This window comes from Synechococcus sp. L2F (assembly GCF_024345695.1).
GTDB lineage: Bacteria > Cyanobacteriota > Cyanobacteriia > PCC-6307 > Cyanobiaceae > MW101C3.
The window spans coordinates 250,566-270,545 of sequence record NZ_JAGQBP010000002.1 but is presented as its reverse complement, the minus strand read 5'-3'; the positions used below and the strand labels follow the sequence as shown (position 1 = coordinate 270,545).

The 19,980-nt window shown below is 67.3% G+C and carries 17 protein-coding genes and 1 pseudogene; 10 read left to right on the top strand and 8 right to left on the bottom strand.

Annotated elements, in window-relative coordinates; all coding sequences use genetic code 11:
* Positions 1–322: 322 nt before the first annotated feature.
* A complete protein-coding gene (locus tag KBZ19_RS06200; protein ID WP_255100268.1) occupies positions 323–934 on the bottom strand; it encodes a cysteine hydrolase family protein in 612 nt (203 codons plus the stop codon).
* 79 nt (positions 935–1,013) lie between these two features.
* Here KBZ19_RS06200 and KBZ19_RS06195 point away from each other — a divergent pair, with 79 nt between their 5' ends.
* Positions 1,014–2,405 carry a glutamine synthetase gene (locus tag KBZ19_RS06195; RefSeq protein ID WP_255100267.1) on the top strand — a complete coding sequence of 464 codons (1,392 nt, stop codon included), beginning with the start codon at positions 1,014–1,016 and terminating at the stop codon, positions 2,403–2,405.
* Positions 2,406–2,451: 46 nt separating this feature from the next.
* A complete protein-coding gene (locus tag KBZ19_RS06190; RefSeq protein ID WP_255100265.1) occupies positions 2,452–2,760 on the top strand; it encodes a hypothetical protein in 309 nt (102 codons plus the stop codon).
* Here the strand turns inward: KBZ19_RS06190 and KBZ19_RS06185 are convergent.
* Complete coding sequence (locus KBZ19_RS06185; RefSeq protein ID WP_255100263.1) at positions 2,757–5,024, bottom strand: FdhF/YdeP family oxidoreductase; 2,268 nt, start codon at positions 5,022–5,024, stop codon at positions 2,757–2,759. The genes KBZ19_RS06190 and KBZ19_RS06185 overlap by 4 nt on opposite strands.
* A gap of 1,054 nt (positions 5,025–6,078) precedes the next feature.
* Between KBZ19_RS06185 and KBZ19_RS06180 the strand changes: the two genes are divergently transcribed.
* The 3 genes from KBZ19_RS06180 (at position 6,079) to KBZ19_RS06170 (ending at position 11,620) form a co-directional block, all read left to right on the top strand.
* On the top strand, positions 6,079–8,376 hold the full coding sequence (locus KBZ19_RS06180) for an HAD-IIB family hydrolase (protein ID WP_255100262.1): 2,298 nt from the start codon (positions 6,079–6,081) through the stop codon (positions 8,374–8,376).
* The gene (locus KBZ19_RS06175) at positions 8,373–9,233 is read left to right on the top strand and encodes an HAD-IIB family hydrolase (protein ID WP_255100260.1); all 861 of its coding nucleotides are present in this window, start codon (positions 8,373–8,375) and stop codon (positions 9,231–9,233) included. Before KBZ19_RS06180 ends, KBZ19_RS06175 begins: the two co-directional genes overlap by 4 nt.
* A 395-nt stretch (positions 9,234–9,628) precedes the next feature.
* Positions 9,629–11,620 carry an alpha-amylase family protein gene (locus KBZ19_RS06170; RefSeq protein WP_255100259.1) on the top strand — a complete coding sequence of 664 codons (1,992 nt, stop codon included), beginning with the start codon at positions 9,629–9,631 and terminating at the stop codon, positions 11,618–11,620.
* Positions 11,621–11,633: 13 nt separating this feature from the next.
* On the opposite strand, the gene KBZ19_RS06165 is transcribed toward KBZ19_RS06170, so the two are convergent.
* Both KBZ19_RS06165 and moaB read right to left on the bottom strand, forming a co-directional pair.
* Positions 11,634–12,488 carry an MOSC domain-containing protein gene (locus KBZ19_RS06165; RefSeq protein WP_255100258.1) on the bottom strand — a complete coding sequence of 285 codons (855 nt, stop codon included), beginning with the start codon at positions 12,486–12,488 and terminating at the stop codon, positions 11,634–11,636.
* A gap of 155 nt (positions 12,489–12,643) precedes the next feature.
* Positions 12,644–13,147: pseudogene (moaB, locus tag KBZ19_RS06160) on the bottom strand (molybdenum cofactor biosynthesis protein B); the annotation flags it as partial.
* Between the two features lie 99 nt (positions 13,148–13,246).
* On the opposite strand from moaB, the gene mnmG reads away from it, so the two are divergent.
* The 4 genes from mnmG (at position 13,247) to KBZ19_RS06140 (ending at position 17,419) form a co-directional block, all read left to right on the top strand.
* Complete coding sequence (mnmG, locus tag KBZ19_RS06155; protein WP_255100256.1) at positions 13,247–15,160, top strand: tRNA uridine-5-carboxymethylaminomethyl(34) synthesis enzyme MnmG; 1,914 nt, start codon at positions 13,247–13,249, stop codon at positions 15,158–15,160.
* Positions 15,161–15,195: 35 nt separating this feature from the next.
* Complete coding sequence (locus tag KBZ19_RS06150; RefSeq protein WP_255100255.1) at positions 15,196–16,077, top strand: hypothetical protein; 882 nt, start codon at positions 15,196–15,198, stop codon at positions 16,075–16,077.
* A gap of 81 nt (positions 16,078–16,158) precedes the next feature.
* Complete coding sequence (locus KBZ19_RS06145) at positions 16,159–16,833, top strand: chorismate lyase (protein ID WP_255100253.1); 675 nt, start codon at positions 16,159–16,161, stop codon at positions 16,831–16,833.
* Positions 16,834–16,891: 58 nt separating this feature from the next.
* A complete protein-coding gene (locus tag KBZ19_RS06140) occupies positions 16,892–17,419 on the top strand; it encodes a hypothetical protein (RefSeq protein ID WP_198948272.1) in 528 nt (175 codons plus the stop codon).
* 13 nt (positions 17,420–17,432) lie between these two features.
* Here the strand turns inward: KBZ19_RS06140 and KBZ19_RS06135 are convergent, their stop codons facing one another.
* The 4 genes from KBZ19_RS06135 to KBZ19_RS06120 form a co-directional block, all read right to left on the bottom strand.
* Complete coding sequence (locus tag KBZ19_RS06135) at positions 17,433–17,954, bottom strand: DUF1269 domain-containing protein (RefSeq protein WP_255100251.1); 522 nt, start codon at positions 17,952–17,954, stop codon at positions 17,433–17,435.
* A 99-nt stretch (positions 17,955–18,053) separates the two neighbouring features.
* Positions 18,054–18,731 carry a hypothetical protein gene (locus KBZ19_RS06130; protein WP_255100249.1) on the bottom strand — a complete coding sequence of 226 codons (678 nt, stop codon included), beginning with the start codon at positions 18,729–18,731 and terminating at the stop codon, positions 18,054–18,056.
* A 63-nt stretch (positions 18,732–18,794) separates the two neighbouring features.
* A complete protein-coding gene (locus KBZ19_RS06125; protein WP_255100248.1) occupies positions 18,795–18,923 on the bottom strand; it encodes a hypothetical protein in 129 nt (42 codons plus the stop codon).
* 9 nt (positions 18,924–18,932) lie between these two features.
* On the bottom strand, positions 18,933–19,475 hold the full coding sequence (locus KBZ19_RS06120) for a SprT family zinc-dependent metalloprotease (protein WP_255100246.1): 543 nt from the start codon (positions 19,473–19,475) through the stop codon (positions 18,933–18,935).
* Between the two features lie 82 nt (positions 19,476–19,557).
* Here KBZ19_RS06120 and KBZ19_RS06115 point away from each other — a divergent pair, with 82 nt between their 5' ends.
* Positions 19,558–19,980, top strand: a complete 423-nt coding sequence (locus KBZ19_RS06115) for a hypothetical protein (RefSeq protein WP_255100693.1) — start codon at positions 19,558–19,560, stop codon at positions 19,978–19,980.

Below are 19,980 nucleotides of genomic sequence, written 5' to 3'. Positions count from 1 at the left end.
CGCCTCGCGTCAGCGAGCCGATGCCTGCCGCCCAGCAGCCAGTCAGTGCAGGGCGGCAAGGATGGAATCAGCGTCGCGACCAGTCATGGCATGCCACGCCACGTGCGAAACGAAAGACTGAGAACGAAAGGAATCCTGAGCATATGTCCAGGACGATGTGCTCGGTTGCTGCCTTGCCCGGGGCTCATCTTTGGGGTGGCCCATCTCCCTCTTCCAGTTCGATTTCTGCACCAGGTGATAGCCAATACAGCCACACGAGCAAGGACATCGCTTCCAGTTAGGGCATGGCTTGCAGCAAGGAAATGGCTTGCAAGTATTGGCTTCAGGCGGATACGGCGATGAATTCCGTCACCGTGCACAGCCTCCCGTAGCCGCGGAAGCAGCTCAGCGCCGCTCGGTGGCGCTCGGCCGATTCGGCCATGCAGGCGTCGATCAGGCAGGTCACGGTGTAGCCGCGATCCGCCGCATCTTTCACGGTGTGGTCGATGCACTGATCCGTGAGCAGGCCCGCCACCACCAGTTCGGTGATGCCGATGTTGCGCAGCAGGTAATCGAGGTTGGTGGAGTTGAACGGCGACGAGGAGCTTTTGGGCAGCACCAGCTCATCGGCCAGCGGTGCCAGCGGGGCGATCACCTGGGCCTCCCAGCTGCCCGGCGCGAAACCCAGGCCCGAGCGCTTGTAGTCGAGGCTGCGGTCGCGGCCATCGGCGGTGAGGTTGGCGATCACGGTGTGGATCACCTCCAGGCCGCTGCGGCGGGCGTGGTCCAGCGCCTGCTCCAGTCGAGGCAGGACCGCCGCCTGGAAGTGGGCGTTGAAGCCGGGCGGCCGGGGAGATGGGGAAAGCTGGCTGGTTTCAGCGCTGCCCGCACGACCAGCCGCCGGCCCACAGGTGCCGTTCTGGACATCGACCAGGAGCAGGGCTGCGGGAGCCAAGGAAGCCGGGGCTGTGGCCACCACGATGGCCTGTGGCGCCGAATCGGGCAATGATTTCCGGGCCCGTGGCTGCCATGCCGTGCCGGACCTCCCCCCTCCCATCGCCAGTCGTGACGTGGCAGACGACCGTGCCGCTCTGCAGATGGCCGAGCTGCTGGAGCGCGGCCTGCGACGGTTGGCGATCACCTTTGTGAACCACGCCGGCTCGGTGCTGGTGAAGGGGGTGCCGTTGGAGCGGCTGGTGCTGGTGGCCAACCAGGGAGTGGGCTTTTCACCAGTGGCTGATGCCTTCGGGGCCACGGGCTTGATCGATCCGCAGCAGAGCCTGGCCCGGCCAGATGGTGACCTGCGCCTGAAGCCCGATCTCACGGCCCTGCGCCCCCTCGATCCGTCCTCCGGCTGGGCCTGGGCTCCCGGCGTGCGGCACGACCGCAGCGGTGGGATCAATGCCCTCGACCAGCGCGGCTTCTGTGCCCGGCAGCAGGCGTCTTTTGCCGCGGCCGGCCTGAGCGCCCTGGCTGGCTTCGAGATCGAGTGGATGGTGGGACTGCCCCAACCGGGCGGGGAGGCCGGCGGCTGGACCCCGGCGGTGATGGGCGGTCCCTACGGCGCCGATCGCCTGGTGCAGGGGCTCGATTACCTCACGGCCGTGGCCGAGGCTCTCGATGCGGCCGAGCTGCCCTGGCTGCAGCTGCATCCGGAGTACGGCGCCGGCCAGTTTGAACTGTCGCTGGCGGCGGCGACCCCGCTCGAGGCCGCTGATCGCCTCGTGGCGGCACGTCTGGTGATCCAGCAGGTGAGCCGCCGCTTCGGCTGGATCTCCAGCTTTGCCCCTGTGGTGACATCTGATCTGGTGGGCAACGGCGGCCACCTGCATCTGAGCGTGGCGGACCAGGGCGTGCCGCTCCTCGGTGGCGGTCCGGGCACCGCCGGCCTCACGGCACGGGGGGAGGCGCTGCTGGCGGGTCTGCTGGAGCAGTTGCCTGCCCTGATGCCCCTGGCCTGCGGCCTGGCGGTGTCGTATGTGCGGCTGGCGCCGGGCCGCTGGGCGGCACCGTTTCAGGTGTGGGGGGTGGAGAACCGGGAGGCGGCCCTGCGGCTGGTGCCGGCCGACGGGGGCGAGCCCGGCCACCTGGAACTCAAGGTGGCCGACCTAAGCGCCAACCCCTATCTGCTGATGGGCGCGGTGCTTGGGGTGGCGCAGGACGCCCTGCGGCACCCCCGGGTCCTGCGCCCGCCGCTCAGCGGCGATCCCGCCTCGGTGCCCCCAGCCGAAGCGCCGCGGCTGCCCAAGTCGCTCTCGGAGGCGCTGCTGGCGTTGGAGGCCAGTCAGGTGTTGCGGGAGGTCATGGGGGAGGTTCTGCTGCGTACCGTGGCGGAGTCACGCCAGGCGGAGGTGCGCCGCAGCGAAGCCCTTTCCGACGAGGCCTTGATCGCCTCCACCCGCGCTTGGCCCCTCACTGGACTCTGAGCATGAATGAATCGAGCGCCATGCCCCCCCATTGAGACCCACGCCCATGGACCCCCTTCAGGCCTCAGCAGTGCTTGAGCAGCGCAGCTTCGCCAGGAGCTATCACCTGGCGAAGCTGCTGCGGTCAAGCGGAATCCTGGCTGGCTTCGGTGAACAGCGCCTCCCCCCCCATGACGACGGTCCGCCCTTCGCGCTGCGCGGTGTCAACGGGGTAGCGCCGCCCGGTTTCGGCGGGCATCCACGCGATGCCCGCGGCGGTGACGGCATTGCGCCCGCTGCCCTGTGTGGTGGATCGACGGGGTGGGCCCTGCCGGAGCACCCGCTGATGTGGCGCCTGGCGCCATCGTCGGCCTAACCGGTGGCGACAGGCCCGCTGCGCACCAGCACCGGCACCCGCTTGAAGGCTGGCGTGCCGCTGCGGTGATCGATGGCGGCGCGGAAGATCGCGTTCACCTCCGGGTAGAACATCAAGCCGGCGCCGGCGCGGATCTCGCCGGGAATCACTTCCACGTCGCTGAGGGCGCCGGCTTCGCCCTGCACGGTCACGCGCTGGTGGGCGCGCAGGCCGCAGCGGGCCAGATCGCCCCGGTTCATCATGATCGTGTTGCGGTGCGGCATGCCGCGGTAGGCATCGCCCGGCTTGTACACCACGGTGTTGTGCTGGGAGTAGCTGCGGGCGGTGATCAGGGCCAGCACCAGGCCCGCTTCCCCCGGCGCCAGGCCGCCGAAATGGGCCGGCTCAGGCAGCGTCAGCGCCGGCAGGGGTGTGGGCTCCATCCGTGCTTTCCCCGACGGCGTGGGGAAGCTGGGCTGCTCGAACACCCGCCCCGCCACGCTGAACTCACGCTTGGTGGCATCGATCGTGGCGATCGCGCCGTAGCCCGGCACGGTGCGGGCGATCAGCTCTCGCACGTAGACGGGGTCCTGCAGGCGGCCCCAGTCGATTGGATCGCTGCCCAGCCGCCGCCGGGCCAGCTCGGCCAGGAAGCCCAGCTCGCTGATCAGGTCGGCGTGCTTCAGGTGTGAGCGGCCCGGATCGTTGAAGCGCACGAAGTTGTTGCCCGATTCGGTGGTGGTGGCGTGCGGCGTTTCGAAGCGGTTGAACACCGGCAGCACCAGGGTGCGGCGGCGCCCCAGCCCGTGGAAGTGCCCCTGGTTGGGCTTGGTGGCCAGGTAGAAGATCGTGTCGATGCGGCCGAGCGCCTGCTTCGCTTCGCTGGAATCCGGGTTGGCGCCCCAGAGGTTGCCGCCGAGGCACAGCAGGGTGTCCACCGCACCGGCGCCGGCGGCCGCGATCAGGGCGCGGGTGTCGTAGCCGGGCACGCGGCTGAGCGGGCGGCCCAGCAGCCGCTCCAGCGCCTGCTGCATCTCGGCCCGCAGCTTCACCGTGACGCCCATCGAGCCGAAGCCCTGCACGTTGGAGTGGCCGCGGATCGGCATGGTGCCGGCCCCGGGCTTGCCGGCGTTGCCGCTCAGCAGCGCCGTGTTGGCGATCGCGTGCACGTTGGTGGTGCCGTTGCTGTGGTGGGTGATGCCCATCGCCCAGGCGAACACCACGCCCTTGGCCCGGCCGATCACCGCAGCGGTGTGGCTGAGCTCCTCGCGGCTGAGGCCGCAGCAGGCAGTGATCGCCTCCCATGGGGTGGCGCGCAGCTGCTCCAGCACCGCCTCGGAGCCTTCGGTGTGGTCGCGCAGGAAGTCGTGGCGCACCTGGCCCGCTTCCAGCAGCGCCTTCTGCAGGCCCAGGAACACGGCCGTATCGCTGCCGGGCACCGGCTGCAGGAACAGCGTGGCGATCTCCGAGCCCCGCAGCATCGACTTGATCGGAAAGGCCGGCGAGCCGAACTTCAGCAGCCCCACCTCCAGCACCGGGTTGATCACGATCACGCTGCCGCCGCGTTCACGCAGGCGGATCAGCTCGTTCATCAGCCGCGGGTGGTTGGCGGGGGCATTGGAGCCCACCAGCACCACGCAGTCGGCCTGCTGCAGGCTTTCGAGGCTCACCATCGAGGTGCCCGAGCCGAACACCTCGCCCAGCCCCACGGTGGAGGGGGCGTGGCAGAGATCGGAGCAGTCGGCCAGGTTGTTGGAGCCCATCGCCCGCAGCAACAGCTGCAGCAGGTAGGCGGCCTCGTTGGAGGAACGGCCGGAGCTGTAGGAGGCCACCCGCTCCGCTGGGCGGCGGAAGGCGGCGTCGGCCAGCTCGAACACGTCGTCCCAGCCGAGGCGCTCGTAATGGCTGCGGCCCTCGCGCAGGATCAGCGGATGGCTGAGGCGGCCGAGCCGGTCGGCCTCGAGCGAACTGAGCTGCTGCAGCATCGCCAGGCTGCGCTCGGCGAACACCCCCTCCGGCACCGCCGGCTGCAGTTCCGCCGCGATCGCCTCCACGCTCTTGAGGCAGCGCTGCAGCGGCTCGCCCAGCTCATCGACGAAGCCACCGTTCTGACCGCCCGTGCCCCAGGCGCAGGAGAGACAGGCGCTCTTGTGCAGGAGGGTCTGCCAGAGCAGGGGGCCACGGGGCGAGAGGGTGGCCTTGGCCCAGCCGTCGATCACCGGCCAGCCGCCGCCGATCGTCGGGGTGGCTGCATTCGCTGCAGAAGAGTCGTTGCCGGGCTCCATGCCAAGCCGCCGCCTGAGGAATGTCCACTCTGGCGGGTGTGGCGGCGGCCGTGCTGGCATGGAGCCCCGGCGGCCTCAGGGCCGCGTTGGCTCTTCGCGCCTGGTTGGCTGCCCGCGGGCTCTTCCGGCTGTCCTGAGCTGTGGGTTCCCGCCCGCTCGAAGGTCTGAACGATGGGCCTGTCCCTGGTCATTGCCTAAGGCACCAACGGGGACATTCCCCCGATGCTGGCCCTGGCCAGCGCCTGGCTGAGAGTCAGCGCAGCGGTAGTGACGCCGCAAGAACAAACAATGGGAAACCATGGTATAAAGATTATAAGAAGGTGCGCTTATGTTCCGGGCGTTCCAGCTTTGTCATCATCTCGGCGTGAAGAAGGGCTGCAACTGCGTGCAGTGCCGCAGGCCTCTGTGTCTCTCATGGCCGCCAGTTGTCGGTGGTTCTGATGGTTGAGCATCGCGCGTGGCAGTCGCAGGGTGTTGCTGAATCTTGCCGACCTGGCATCACACTGGAGCCTGCTATGCAGGGGTTGAGATCATTGACCTCAGAGGGGCTGTCTGCCGGTACTGCTCGACGGGTTCTGGTCTATGGGCATTGTTCTGCGGGCATTGCTCGAGTGGCATTCTTCTGCCCGCTTTGCGCAGATGGGCTTGGCCAGATCGTCTTCCGTGCTGGCGACAGCTCTGGTGTGATCCGACGTCTCATGGATCAGATTGTGCCTTGATCGGTCCTTTTCTGCTTCTTGATTGCTCTGCCATCCACTTCAGCCTGGATTCTGCTCGGTGCCTGCTTTCTGCTGATTTCCATGGTTTCAGGCCGGGTCGGGGCGAGCAGCTCTGGCCATGGCTGCCTGCCTCGTTCAGTGTTGGCATCGATCTGGATCGGTGGCTAAGGGTGGTTGCAGAGCTCTGATGCGTTCTGCTTCCGCTTCGCGTCTGTTGTCGTCTGAGCACCACTGAACCCTTGATTCACCCCTGCGGATCGCCCCAAACGACAGGCCCACATCGCGATGGAGCATCCCGCCGGGCCACAGCCCGGCAGCTCCCAGCCGCACCGGTTGTGCTGAAACAGCTCGCCTCCACCCAGTTCGCGTCTTGCAAGCTCGCGTCTCCACAGTTCGCGCCGCCGGCCGCAACGCCACAGCACCCCGTCCAGCAGACCGCTGCCGCCGCCACCCGGCTGGAGCGCTCGGCGCAGCCGGGCGCTTCCGAGCGACCCCTCTACCTGCTGCTGATCAGCCTGCATGGCTTGATCCGCGGCCAGCAGCTCGAGCTGGGGCGTGATGCGGACACCGGTGGGCAAACCAAGTATGTGGTCGAGCTGGCCAAGGCACTGGCGCAGCAGCCGCATGTGGAGCAGGTGGATCTGGTCACGCGGCTGGTGGTGGATGCCGCCGTGAGCGACGACTATGCGCAGCCCATCGAGCCCCTGGGGGAGCACTGCCGGATCGTGCGCCTGCCGGCGGGGCCAGAGGCTTACATCGCCAAGGAGCAGTTGTGGCCCTATCTCGGCAACTTCGCCGATACCCTCCATGCCTGGCTGAAGCAGCAGCCGCGCTGGCCCGATCTGATCCATACCCATTACGCCGATGCGGGATATGTGGGCGTGCGGCTCGCCAACCTCACCGGCCTGCCGCTGGTGCACACAGGCCATTCACTCGGGCGTGATAAGACCCGCCGCCTGCTGGCTGTGGGCATGGCGATTGAACAGATCGAAGCCCGCTATCACATGATTGAGCGCATCAGCGCCGAGGAAGATACCCTCAGCCACGCGAGCCTGGTGATCACGAGCACGCGGAATGAGATTGAAAGCCAATACGAACTTTACGATTACTACACGCCTGAGAAGATGGCGGTGATTCCGCCCGGCACCGATCTCCAGCAATTCTTTCCGCCCAGCCCGGAGCCTGCCGCCGCCGATCCGTCGCCTATCCAGCAGGAGATCAACAAGTTTCTTGCCGATCCCACCAAGCCGATGATCCTGGCGCTCTCCCGGGCGGATGAGCGCAAGAACATCATTGCCCTGCTGGAGGCCTTCGGCCAAGAGCCGCGTTTGAAGGCGATGGCCAATCTGGTGATCGTGATGGGCAACCGCGACGACATCCGGGAACTCCATGAAGGGGCCCAGCATGTGCTCACGGAGATCCTGCTGGTGATCGATGCGCTCGATCTCTATGGAGTCGTGGCGCTGCCCAAGCACCATCAATCCTCGGAGGTGCCGGCGATCTATCGATCGGCCACGGCCTCAAGGGGCGTGTTCGTGAACCCGGCGCTCACCGAACCCTTCGGCCTCACCTTGCTGGAGGCCGCCGCCAGCGGGCTGCCCCTGGTGGCCACGGATAATGGCGGCCCTGTGGACATCCTCGGCAACTGCCGCAATGGCTTGCTCGTGGATCCCACCGATCGCGCCGCGATTGCCTCAGCGCTGCTGGCGATTCTTGCGGATCCCCAGCTCTGGGCCCGCTATTCCCAGCAGGGGCTGATCAACATCGCCCGGTACTACTCCTGGGAGGCGCATGCCAGCCGTTACCTCACGGCGATCCGACCGATCATTGAGCAGCACCGTCCACCGGAGCGCCCCCCTGCCAGCGGCAGGATCCGCCAATCGTTTGATCGCGCCATCTTCACCGCGGTGGATAACACCCTGCTCGGCGATGACGAGGGACTCGAGGCACTAGTGAAGGTGATCACGGCGCACCGCCGTGCCTTCATGTTCGGCGTCGCCACGGGGCGACGACTGGATTCAGTGCTGATGCTGCTGAAGCGAAAGGCCATCCCAGCTCCCGACATTCTGATCACCAGCCTGGGGACGGAGATCTATTACACCGGCCAGTTGTTCACCGATGTGGCCTGGAACCGGCACATCAACCATGCCTGGACTCCCCAGGTGCTCAAGCGGGTGATGGATGAAATTCCCGGCCTCACACTGCAGCCCAAGAGTGAGCAGAGCCGCTACAAGCTTTCTTATTACTACGACGCCGCCCACGCTCCTCCCATTGAAGACATTCATGGCCTGCTGCATCAGCAGGAGCTTTCCGTGAATGCCACTTATTCCTTCGGGCAATACCTCGACATCGTGCCGGCACGGGCGTCCAAGGGACAGGCTTTGCGCTACGTGGCCAGCCAGTATGAGATTCCCCTGGAGCAGATCCTCGTGACCGGTGGCTCCGGTGGCGATGAGGACATGCTGCGAGGCAACACGCTGGGGGTGGTGGTGGCCAACCGGCACCAGGAGGAGCTCGCCAACCTCAGCGAATGGCAGCAGGTGTATTTCGCCGCCGGCGCCCATTCCTGGGGCATCCTTGATGCGATCCATCACTACAACTTCTTTCAGCGCATGAGCTGCTCCGTGGCGTGAGGTCTGTCGCGCCCTTGGCGCGGTTGCTGATCGCCACCGATCTTGACCGCACCCTGCTGCCCAACGGAGCTGCCGAGGAATCGCCTCTGGCGCGCCCTCTCTTCGCACGGCTGGCGGCGCGCGCGGAGGTCACGCTGGCGTATGTCACCGGCCGTCATCGGGCCCTGGTGGAGGAGGCGATCACCACCTATGCGCTCCCTGAACCCCAGTGGGTGATCAGTGATGTGGGCAGCCGCCTCGACCAGCTTGATCGTGGCCATTGGCAGCCCTGCGCGGCATGGCAGCAGCACATCCGCCGCGATTGGCCTGGCTGTGTGTCTGCTGATCTGCAGGCTTTGTTTGTGGATCTTCCCCAGCTTGTGCTGCAGGAGAGTGATCGCCAGAGTGCCTGCAAGCTCAGCTTTTATGTGCCTTTGGGTGTCGACCTGGAGGCGTTGAAGCTGCTGATGCTGGAGCGCCTGGCCGGCCACGGCGCCGCCTGCAGCTGGATCTACAGCGTGGATGAAGCGAAGGGCACGGGGCTGCTGGATGTGTGTCCTGCCAGTGCCACCAAATGGCACGCCCTGGAGTTTCTGATGCAGCGCACCGGCTTCGATCTCAGCGACACGGTGTTTGCCGGCGACAGCGGCAATGACCTGCCGCTTCTGGTCAGCGCGGTGCCGGCCGTGCTGGTGGCCAATGCCCACCCCGCGGTGATCGCGGAGGCCACGGCAGCCGCGGGCCGCAGCGGCCATCCCGAGGCGCTGTATCTCGCCCGCGGTGGCTTCATGGGCATGAACGGTCACTACAGCGCCGGCCTTCTGGAAGGTGTGGCTCACTTCCATCCCGGCGTGGCCCACTGGCTGCAGCAGTCGTGAGCCGCCCAGGCCTTTCGGCTGGATGCCGTCTGCCGCCGCTGGCGCCAACGCTGCTTTTTGTGGTGCCCAGGCTGCTCCGGCCTGGCGGCCGATCAGCTGTGACGGCTTCCCCTTGGTCGCGCTGCTCTAGCGTTCATCCAGGCAACGATGCACTGCGCTCAGCCAACTGCTGCTACCAGCAGGCTGCCTCCCATCTGACAGCACCGAGGGTGATTCGGTTGCTGTCACGTTCTGTTCTTTCGCCAGGCCAACGAACCCCCAGCTCCTGCGGCCCTGCCCAGCGCTGCTGCTCCGGCTCATGACCGCACGGCCGGCACAGCTTCGCTTTCGCCAGCGCCCGGCACTGATGCCGTCCTGTTTCGCTGCCTCTCGTTTCGCTGCTTCTTGTTTCGGCCATGTATGAACAGATTTCCCATTCGCTTCTCAATGCGATCCTCGATGATCTGAAGCCGGAGATTCGTCGCCAGGATCTGCGGCACTTCTATACACGGCTGGGGGCTAACTTCTTTGCGATCCACTCGCTCTTCTCCACGCTTTACGGCCATCGCGACGACTTCGCTGATCAGATGTTGAAGCTGGTTGAAACGATGGCGATGGGCTATGTCGACCGGTCACCTGAATCTGAACGGTTGGACATCAATCGGGAAACCGATCATAACTGGTTCCTGTCTCAGCGCTGGGTGGGCATGGCGCTCTATACCAACGGTTTTGCTGATGATCTGGCTGATCTGAGCCAGAAGGTTGGTTATTTCCAGGAGCTTGGCATTAACATGGTGCACGTGATGCCAATTCTGGAATGTCCCGTGGGCAAGAGCGACGGCGGTTATGCGGTCAGCAATTTTCGCAGAATCGATGGCCGTGTGGGGGATCTGGCCGATTTCCAGGCGTTGTCGGAGCAGTTCCGTGCCAATGGCATCCTGTTGGTGCTGGATATCGTTCTGAACCACACCTCGGATGAGCACGTCTGGGCCTTGATGGCCAAGCAGGGTGATCTCGAGCATCAGGAGTATTACTACACGTTCGCAGATCGGCGTATCCCCGATCTGTTTGAGCAGAGCATGCCGGAAATCTTTCCTGAAACCGATCCAGGCAACTTCACCTGGAACGAGGAGATGCAGCGCTGGGTGATGACCGTGTTCCACAACTATCAGTGGGATCTAAACTACAGCCATCCGGCTGTGTTCATCGCCATGCTGGATATCGTGCTCTTCTGGGCCAATCAGGGCGTGGATGTGCTGCGGCTCGATGCGGTGGCGTTCCTGTGGAAAAAAATAGGGTCTTCCTGTCAGAACGAGCACAAGGCCCACCTGATCCTGCAGCTGCTGAAGGATTGCTGCCAGGTGACGGCCCCTGGGGTGCTGTTCATCGCCGAGGCCATCGTGGCGCCGGTGGAGGTGGCCAAGTATTTCGGAGAAGATGCCATCGTGGCCAAGGAATGCGAGATCGCCTACAACGCCACGCTGATGGCCCTGCTCTGGGATGGCATCGCCACCAAGAACACCCGGTTGCTACGGGAAGGGATCAAGAGCCTGCCCAGCAAGCTCGATCGTGCCACCTGGCTCAATTATGTGCGCTGCCATGATGATATCGGCTTCGGTTTCGATGACAGCGACATCAGGGCAGCGGGTTACGACCCCTCAGCACATCGCAGGTTCCTGGTGGATTATTTCACCGGCCACTACGACGACAGCGCCCGGGGCCTGGTCTTCATGCGCAACGAGGCCACCGGCGATGCGCGCATCTGTGGCTCGCTGGCTTCGTTGGTGGGGCTCGAAGCCGCTCTGGAGCGGCAGGATGCGCGACTGACCCGGCAGGCCATTGATCGCATCCTGCTGCTGCATGGGGTGATCCTCTCCTTCGGCGGCATCCCCCTCATCTACAACGGTGACGCTCTTGGTGTGCTCAACGATTACAGCTTCCGCGACGACCCCGACAAGCACGAAGACAGCCGCTGGGTGCACCGTCCGAAGATCAACTGGCAGCAGGCCGAGCAGCGCAAGCAGCCGGGCACGGTGGAGTTCGAGATCTTCACGGCCATGCAGCGCATGATCGCCATCCGCAAGCAGACCAGCGCCTTCGCCGACTTCAACAACCGCGAACTGCTGCCCGTGGCCAATGATCACGTGCTCTGTTATGCGCGCTCAGATGGTCAGCAGGGCGCCAACAGCGTGGTGGTGCTGGCCAACTTCGATGCCAGCCCACAGCAGGTGGAGCTGAGCGATCTGTGCCGCCATGGCATGCAGCAGGGCCTCAGCCATGGCGCCAATCCAGGCTTCAACAGCCACTGCACTCTCACCGATCTCTACACCGGTGCCGCCCCCACCCAGTTCGACGGCGGCATCGTGCTGAGCGGCTATCAGTTCTATTGGCTGTGCCAGCAAGGCTGACGATCCTCTCGGCTCAGCCCGCGCCCCCCTCCAGCAGTGTGATCGGGTCGCCTACCGCCACCGGCCCCGGGGTCAGCACTGACAGGCGGATGCCGGCGATCACCTTGTTGTGGCGTGCTGTGGCCCGCAGGATCTCGATGTCTTCCGGCAGGCCGCACTGGGCCAGGGTGGTGATCACGCAGCGAGGGCAGGCCGTGTCCACCTGCAGCAACGCCCGCTTACCGATCCGCAGGCGGTGGCCTAACCAGGCCTCCTCCACGAACCCCTCGTCGCCCTCCAGTGGCGCCATCAGCAGGTTGGGACGGAAGCGCTCCACGGCGAAATCGAGGTCGGGCTCCAGCTGCCGCAGGCGGTCGAGCGTGGCGGTGCTGATCGCATGGATCGGGCAGGAATCGAAGAAGGTGCCGGCGGGCAGCACCAGCTCATTCACCACGTCCTGAAACTCCCGCTCCTGCACCGGCGGCCAGTACTGATCCAGGCTGGCGCCCTCCTGGGGCCGATCCAGCAGGCTCACCTGCCGGCCCAGCCACGCCGACAACTGGGCGCCCGCCTCCGGATCACTGGTGAGCAAGGGCGCCGCCTCCGTACCGGCCGCCCGATCAGCCGCGGCGCTGATCGCGGCGGCTGGCAGCGCCTGACCCGGCAGCGGTGGCGCCATGAACTGAGCCTGGTACTGGAGCAGAGAGCGCCACAGGCGCGGATTCTTGGCGCTGGCCACCCGGCCGGTGGCATGGTCCCAGAGGGCATAGGCGCGGTCGCCGCAGATTCCCCCTTCGCCCACCTCCACCTGGGGCAGGCACTCGCCCAGCATCGATTTCACCGGATAGCGCCAGAGCGCTTCCACCCGTCCCACCAGCCTGCCGTTCATGGGATCCGCCCAACGGCCTCATCCAAGCGTTCAGCGGCGCCGAATGCCGTTCAGGGCGTACCGCCGGTGCCGGAGTTACTGGCGGAGCTCGTGCCGGTGCCGCTGTTGCTGGTGCTGGTGCTGGCCGCCGGGCTCCAGGCCGGGGTGTGGGGGTCCTCGCGCAGCCGCGGCAGCAGCTGCACCAGGTTGCAGGGCCGGGTGGCGGGGTTCAGCTGGGCGCTGATCAGCCGGTCCCAGGCGGTGCTCACCGCATCGAGCGAGCCGGGCAGCACGAAGATCACCGTGCCGTTGGCCACCCCCGCCAGGCAGCGGCTCTGCAAGGTGCTGGTGCCGATCGTCTCGAAGGAGAGCTGGCGGAACAGCTCGCCGAAGCCCTCGATCGTCTTGTCGAGCAGGGGCGCGACCGCTTCCGGTGACCCATCGCGGCCGGTGAGCCCGGTGCCCCCGCAGCTGATCACCACCTGCACCGCCGCTGTGGCGATCCAGCGGCTCACCACCGCCCGGATCGCGTAGCGGTCGTCGGGTACGCACAACCGCTCCACCAGCTGGTGGCCTTCGCGCTCCAGGCGATCGCGCAGCGCATCGCCGGAGGGATCGTCGGCGCTGGGGTCGGCGCTGCGCCGGTCGGACACCGTGAGCAGGGCGATGGCGAGACTCACAAGGCAACGCGCGGCGACGGCCTGAGGCTAGGCAGCGCGGCGCCTGGGGCCCCCGACCCGCGCTCGGCAGGCCTGGGGCCAGGCCCATAGCCTGGGCGGATGGCACTGAGCGCGGCACCGAGCGAAAGCTTTGAACTGATCGTCGTCGGCGGCGGCCATGCGGGCTGCGAGGCGGCGCTCGCGGCGGCGCGGCTGGGCATCGACACCGCCCTGTTCAGCCTCAACATCGACCGCATCGCCTGGCAGCCCTGCAACCCGGCGGTGGGTGGGCCGGCCAAGAGCCAGCTGGTGCATGAAGTGGATGCGCTCGGCGGCGTGATCGGGCGGCTGGCCGATGCCACCGCTCTGCAGAAGCGGGTGCTCAACGCCAGCCGGGGGCCGGCAGTGTGGGCCCTGCGCGCCCAGACCGACAAGCGCGCCTATGCCCGCCAGATGCTGCAGCTGCTGCAGCACACGCCGCACCTGCATCTGCGCGAGGCGATGGTCACCGGCCTGGAGGTGGCTGACGACCGGGTGATCGGCGTGCGCACCTATTTCGGCAGCGTGTACGCCGCCGGCGCCGTGGTGCTCACCACCGGCACCTTTCTGGGCGGTACGATCTGGGTGGGCAACCGCTCCATGCCCGCCGGCCGCGCCGGCGAAGCCCGCGCCGAAGGGCTCACCGAGGCGCTGCAGGCGCTGGGCTTCCGCACCGACCGCCTCAAGACCGGCACGCCGGCCCGGGTCGATCGACGCAGCGTGCGCCTCGATCAGCTGGAGGAACAACCCAGCGACGCTGCCGATCGCTTCTTCTCCTTCGATCCGGCCGCCTGGGTGAGCGGGGAGCAGATGGCCTGCCACATCACCCGCACCACCGCGGCCACCCACCAGCTGATCCGCGACAACCTCCATCTCACGCCGATCTACGGCGGCTTCATCGACAGCAAGGGGCCGCGCTACTGCCCCTCGATCGAAGACAAGATCGTGCGCTTCGCTGACAAGGACTCCCACCAGATCTTCCTGGAGCCGGAGGGTCGCGACACGCCCGAGCTCTACATCCAGGGGTTCTCCACCGGCCTGCCCGAACGGCTGCAGCTCGAGCTGCTGCGCACGCTGCCGGGGCTGGAGCAGTGCGTGATGCTGCGGCCCGCCTATGCGGTCGACTACGACATCCTGCCTGCCACCCAGCTGTTGCCCTCGCTGATGACCAAGCGGGTGGAGGGGCTGTTCAGCGCCGGCCAGCTCAACGGCACCACCGGTTATGAGGAGGCGGCGGCGCAGGGGCTGGTGGCGGGGCTGAATGCGGCGCGGCTGCTGCGCGGCCAGAGCCCCGTGCACTTTCCGCGCGAGGGCAGCTACATCGGCACCTTGATCGACGATCTGGTCACCAAAGACCTCAAGGAGCCCTACCGGGTGCTCACCAGCCGCAGCGAATACCGGCTGGTGCTGCGGGGCGACAACGCCGATCGGCGCCTGACGCCGCTGGGCCATGAGCTGGGATTGGTGGATGGCCGCCGCTGGCAGATCTTCGAGGCCAAGCAGGCGGCGATCGCGGCCGAGCAGCGCCGCCTCGACAGCGTGCGGCTGAAGGCGTCTGATCCTGCCGCCGCCGCTATCGAAGCGGAAACGGGCGCGCCGATCCGCGGCTCGATCACCCTGGCCGATCTGCTGCGCCGCTCCGGGGTGCATGCCACCGATCTGGTGCGCCACGGTCTCTGCGATCCGCAGCTGCCGGCCGATGTGCGCGACAGCGCCGAGATCGATGTGAAATACAGCGGCTATCTGGCCCGCCAGCAGCAGGAAATCGAGCGGGTGCGCAAGCAGGATCACCGGCCGATTCCAGACGGCATTGATTACGCCGCCATCGCCACCCTCTCGAAGGAGGCGCGTGAGCGCCTGGCCGCCGTGCGGCCGCTGAATCTGGGCCAGGCCGCACGCACGCCCGGCGTCAGCCCCGCCGATGCGAATGCCCTGCTGCTGTGGCTGGAGCTGAACCGGCGGCAGGAAGCCGCAAAACGGACGTCAGTGCCTTAAGCTCGCGCGTCACTCACGCCTGGGCCTGCGCTTTCATGGCGACCCCCCCTTCAGTCCCCACCTCCAGAGCCTTCTGGGATCTCAAGGCCGAGCAGGTGGTGCACCGGGTGTTTGCCAATGGAGCCAACCGCACCAGTGTTGGCCTGCTCGACCATACGCCGATCGATGTGGTGGTGAGCGAGGCCCCCCCGCGCGCTCCGGCTCCGCCTCCACCTTCACGGGCTACCCGCACAGCCACCACAGCCCTCTGGCACCGCCCCTGGCTACCGATTCTCGCGGCCCTTGCCCTGGTGGGGATCACCTCCTCGCTGCTGCTGTGGCGCAACTGGCAGGTGGCCAACCGCGCGCTTGATCAGGAACGCAATCTCAAGCTGCTGGAGCGGCTGCGAGATCTGGTGCCCGCCGCCGCTGAACCGGCAGCGTTGCCTGCTGGTCAGATTGCAGGAGCTGCCCCCACCCTTGATCCCAGCCTGCCGCCGCCGCCGCTGGAAGAGCCGTGGGTTCAGGAGCTGGCGCCCCTCTCTGGTGGCACCGCCGGCCAGGCCTCCACCGCGCGGCCGCTGCGGGTGCCCGTTAGCGGCACCATCACCCGCCCAGCCCCCGCCGCTGCTGCTGCTGGTGGCAACGGCTGGGCGGTGGGCGACACCGTGGGTGCCTCCGCCACCCCCAGGGTCGCTGCTCCCCCGTCGCCGGCTGGTGCAAGCGCGGGCCCTGCCCCCGAGCTGATGGGAGTGGTGCAGGTGCAGGGCCGATCCAGCGCAGCGATCTTCCAGGTGGGCGGCACAAGCACGAACGTGTCGGTGGGAGAGCCGATCGGCGCCAGCGGCTGGCGTCTGCAATCCGCCAGTGGCGATTCGGTGGTGATTGAACGCCAGGGCAAGCAGCGCCAGGTGAGCATCAGCAACGATGGCCTCTGAGCTGATGTGACTGCTCAGCCAGTTCCCCCGCTCTCATTGCCCAGGCTGGCTTCGTAGCCTGAACCACCGGTGCTCAGCCCGATGAGCGGCTCACTCTGCTCGACCCCTGCCCGATCGCGCGAGGAGCCAATCCCCGGCGACGACGGCTCCCCCTTCCCCTCACCGCATGCCCTGTGGTCGGCGTCGCGGGCGGCCATGGAGGCCGGCTGCACGGCGGCGGGCCTCAGCGGTGCCTGGCAATTGCTGCTGCTGGGTGATGGCAGCCCCACCCGCCACCTGCAGCTGCTCACCGGCGCTCCGGTGGAGGTGGAGCTGATCGCCATGGCATGCGATGCGGGGGATGGCAAGCGGGTGCCTGCAGAAGTGGGTGGTCTGGCCTCGCCCTTGCTGCGGCGTCAGGTGTGGCTTCGCTGTCACGGAGAGCCGCTGGCCTGGGCCGAAAGCTGGTGGAACCAGTCGCAGGCCGAAGAAAATCTCCGCGACCGCCAGCTGCCGATCTGGCAAAGCCTGACGGCGGATCGCGCCGAACTGTTCCGTGAAGTGGATGGGTTGGCCCAGGTGACAGAACCTTGGCTGGAACAGGGTTTTGGCTGCAGCGGTCCGTTCTGGAGCCGCCACTACCGCTTCTTTCGCGGCGGGCGTCAGCTCACGGTGATCCGCGAGGTCTTCTCCCCGGCACTGGAGCGTTGGCTGGGCCCCAGTCAGCGCTGTGAAGAATCATCAACATTGTTGCCAGCCGTCACACGGACGCATTGACAAGTTGCGAGTTGCCCCAGCCCGGGCACCATGTTGATGTTCCACGTCGGTTCGCCCGATGGCCCCGTCCACGTCCTGGCTCAGCCTCACCGATCTGGGCCGCCTCTACGGCATCTCCGCCATCTACTGCGGCCGCCTGCTGTGCGAGGTCGGTCTGCGCGACCACGACGGACGCCCCAGCGCCGAGGCTCTGGCCAGCGGCTTAGCCCAGGTGGCCTGCTCCAGCCACCGCAATGTGGACACGCTCTGGCATGAAGAAGGCTGCCGCGCCGCACTGGAAGCTCGAGGCCAAGTGCCCCTTGCGCAGCGCACGCTTGTGGAGCAGTGGGCCGAGCTGCTCTGGGCGATGAAGCAAGGATCAGCGGCGATCAGCACCTCTGCCGAGCAGATGGCCGAAGATCTCCCCGGTGAGCTGGTGGAGCCTGTCAACCAACAACTGCGTGTGAACGGCTGGGACTTCCAGGTGCCCCGCACCCACCACAGCGGTGGCGGTGCCGGCGCCGGTGAAGGCCATGCCAATGGCACCCCCCGCGCCCGCAACCATCCTGATGACCTGGCCCGTCGCCGCCGCAAAGCGGCTAGCTGAAAGCCTGCCGGGTTCAGCCGAGCCGCAGGGCTTCAGCCTGTTGGCGGGTCTTCTCGAGCAGCTCGCGCAGCCGGTCTTCGTCGGTGTGGCTGAGGCTGGTGCGCAGCAGCTTGGCGTGGGGGGCGAAGCTGCGCAGGCGCTCCACCACCCGGTCAGGGGTGGCTTCACGCACCAGCAGGCAGAGGGCGGCGCTGCCCTTCGGCAGGGTTTCGCCCACCTCACGCAGGAAGCCGTCGCTGATGCCCAGATCGCTGAGCGCGCCCGAGGCGGCACCGACACCGGCGCCCAGGGCAGCACCCAGCAGCGGGTTGAGGAACAGCAGCCCCACCAGCGAGCCCCAGAAGCCACCGCCCAGCGCGCCGGCGGCGGTGAGGTTGATCGCCTGACGCAGATGCACCTCCCCGGCGGCATCGTGCTCGACCACCACCGCATCTTCCAGTGAGATCAGATGCTCCTGCTGGATATTGACAAGCTCGCGACGTACGGCGTCAGCGTCCTCGGTTTTCGGAAATCCCACCACGATCAGGTTGCTCATGGACGCAGATCCTTGGAAGCGGTTGATCACCATTGAATGTAGGTGGCATGCGGTGGCGCTCCGCTGGTGGACTGCGTTGAGGATTCGCGGCTGCCCCGCTCAATCCCGCCGGCGGCTGGAGCGGGGCAGGGGGCGCTGGGGCGTGCGTGCCGGCGGCAACGACGGCGGGGTCTCGCTCCCAGCGGCTGCCCCGCTGGGGCGCTGCCAGCGGGGCAGGCGGAAGTTGTCGTCCTCGGGCCAATCGTTGGTGTCGGGCGCGGGTGGCAGCAGCGGGGCGCTGCGACGGGAGATCGCCTCCAGTGGCCGCCGCCCGCCACTGGCGGTGGGGCCAGCCGGTGTTGCGGCCGGGCCGCTTCCCCTGTCCCACTCCCTGGCCGGCTCAGGCGCTCTGCCCATGGGGCTGCGGCTGGCGGGTTCCCGGCTGGCGGTGCGGAAACGCTCGTCGGTGGGAAGGTCGCTGCGGCGGCGGGGTGGTGGGGTCTGCGCCTCCCGCTCCTGGGGGGAGGGGCGTTCCTGCCAGGGTTCGGGCCAGTCGTCGTCGCCTTCGAGGAACCAGTCGAAGCGTTCGCCCACCCAGCGACCCAGACCATCCAGGCCCGGTCGTGCACCGGTGCGGCCCCCGGCTCCACGCGCCTGGCCACGCGAGCCCGGGCGAGCCCCGGACACGCCGTTCACCAGCTGCCGCCCCGCCACCATCCATTGATCGAAGGTTCCGCCCGCCGTGGGCGATCCCTGGCGGCGTCTGCCGCGGCGGGAAGGGTCACCGGAACCGTTCATGGCTCTGTCCTGTGTCCGTCCTGATGGGCCCGGCTCTTCCCTAAGAACCGTTTCGCCTTGACCCTAACGGCTGAGGCGCAGGGCCCAGCGGCGGCGCAGCCAGCGTTCGCGGCCCAGGCCCACCACGGCGATCGCCAGGCCGCCGCATTGCAGCACCCCCAGGAACAGTTCCATGCCAAGGGCGCGATCCATCGGCGAACCCTAGGCGCCACCGGGTTCGAACAGGAGCTGGCAGCTGGCATGCCACTGGCCGCCGTGCAGCCGGTCGCAGCAGAGGCGGCAGGCCACGCCCCGCACCCGCCGCCGGTAGGGCGCCGTGACACCGCAGCTGGGGCAGCGGGCGATCCAGCGCACCGCACTGACCGGCACCGGGTAAGAGTGGCGCAGGCTCACCTCGAACGCCGACTGGGCGGCGTTGATGCGGGCCATGCGGGCGCGGAAGTGGGGGCCGTGCACCTCGCGCACCCCCAGCACCCGGTCGATCCAGGCGTGGATCATTTCGTGGCAGAGGGTGCCGAGCGTGGCCTCGCGGGGCAGCGGTTCGAGCACCGGCCGCGACAGCACGATCTCGCACAGCGGGGTGCCGTCGCGCTGCCGGCCGCTGCGGTAGAGCCCGGCGGTGCGGTTCATGCGGGCATCGCTCCAGCGCACCGCCACCAGGCTGCGGCCCTGCGGCGCCAGGGTGCCGTCGAAGTGCTCCCGGTTGAGGCGGTGGAACAGCGGAAGCAAGGACTCCAGGGGCATGCCGCTTCAGGGCGTTGTCACCAGGCCGGCAGTCTGGCGGGGCCGTCGGTCAGACTCCAGGCTCAGGATGCGCGCTTTCGCCATGGATTGGGGTCTGGCACAGACGATCGGCACCAAGGCCCTGTTGGCCGGTGCCGGGGCCCTGCTTCTCTACTGGACCTACACGGCCGTGAAGCTGGTGATCAGCGCCCGCGGCATCAACCCGCTGCTCAAGCAGTTCTTCACCCAGGTGGCCTCGGGCCAGATCGATGGCGCCTATCTGCTCACCACCAAGAACTACCGCTCCCACGTGAACCGGCAGCAGTTCATCCGCTTCCTGGCGGGCCTGCAGCTCAACAAGTACCGCAACCTCAAATCCGGCCGGCCCCGCATCCAGGACGGCCAGATCATCCTCACGGTGAAGCTGAAGTCGGAGGCAAAGGACGAACTGCCGCTCGATTTCACCTTCGTGAAGGTGGAGGAAGCCTGGCGGGTGGACCGCATCAACAGACTCGCCGCTGCCTGA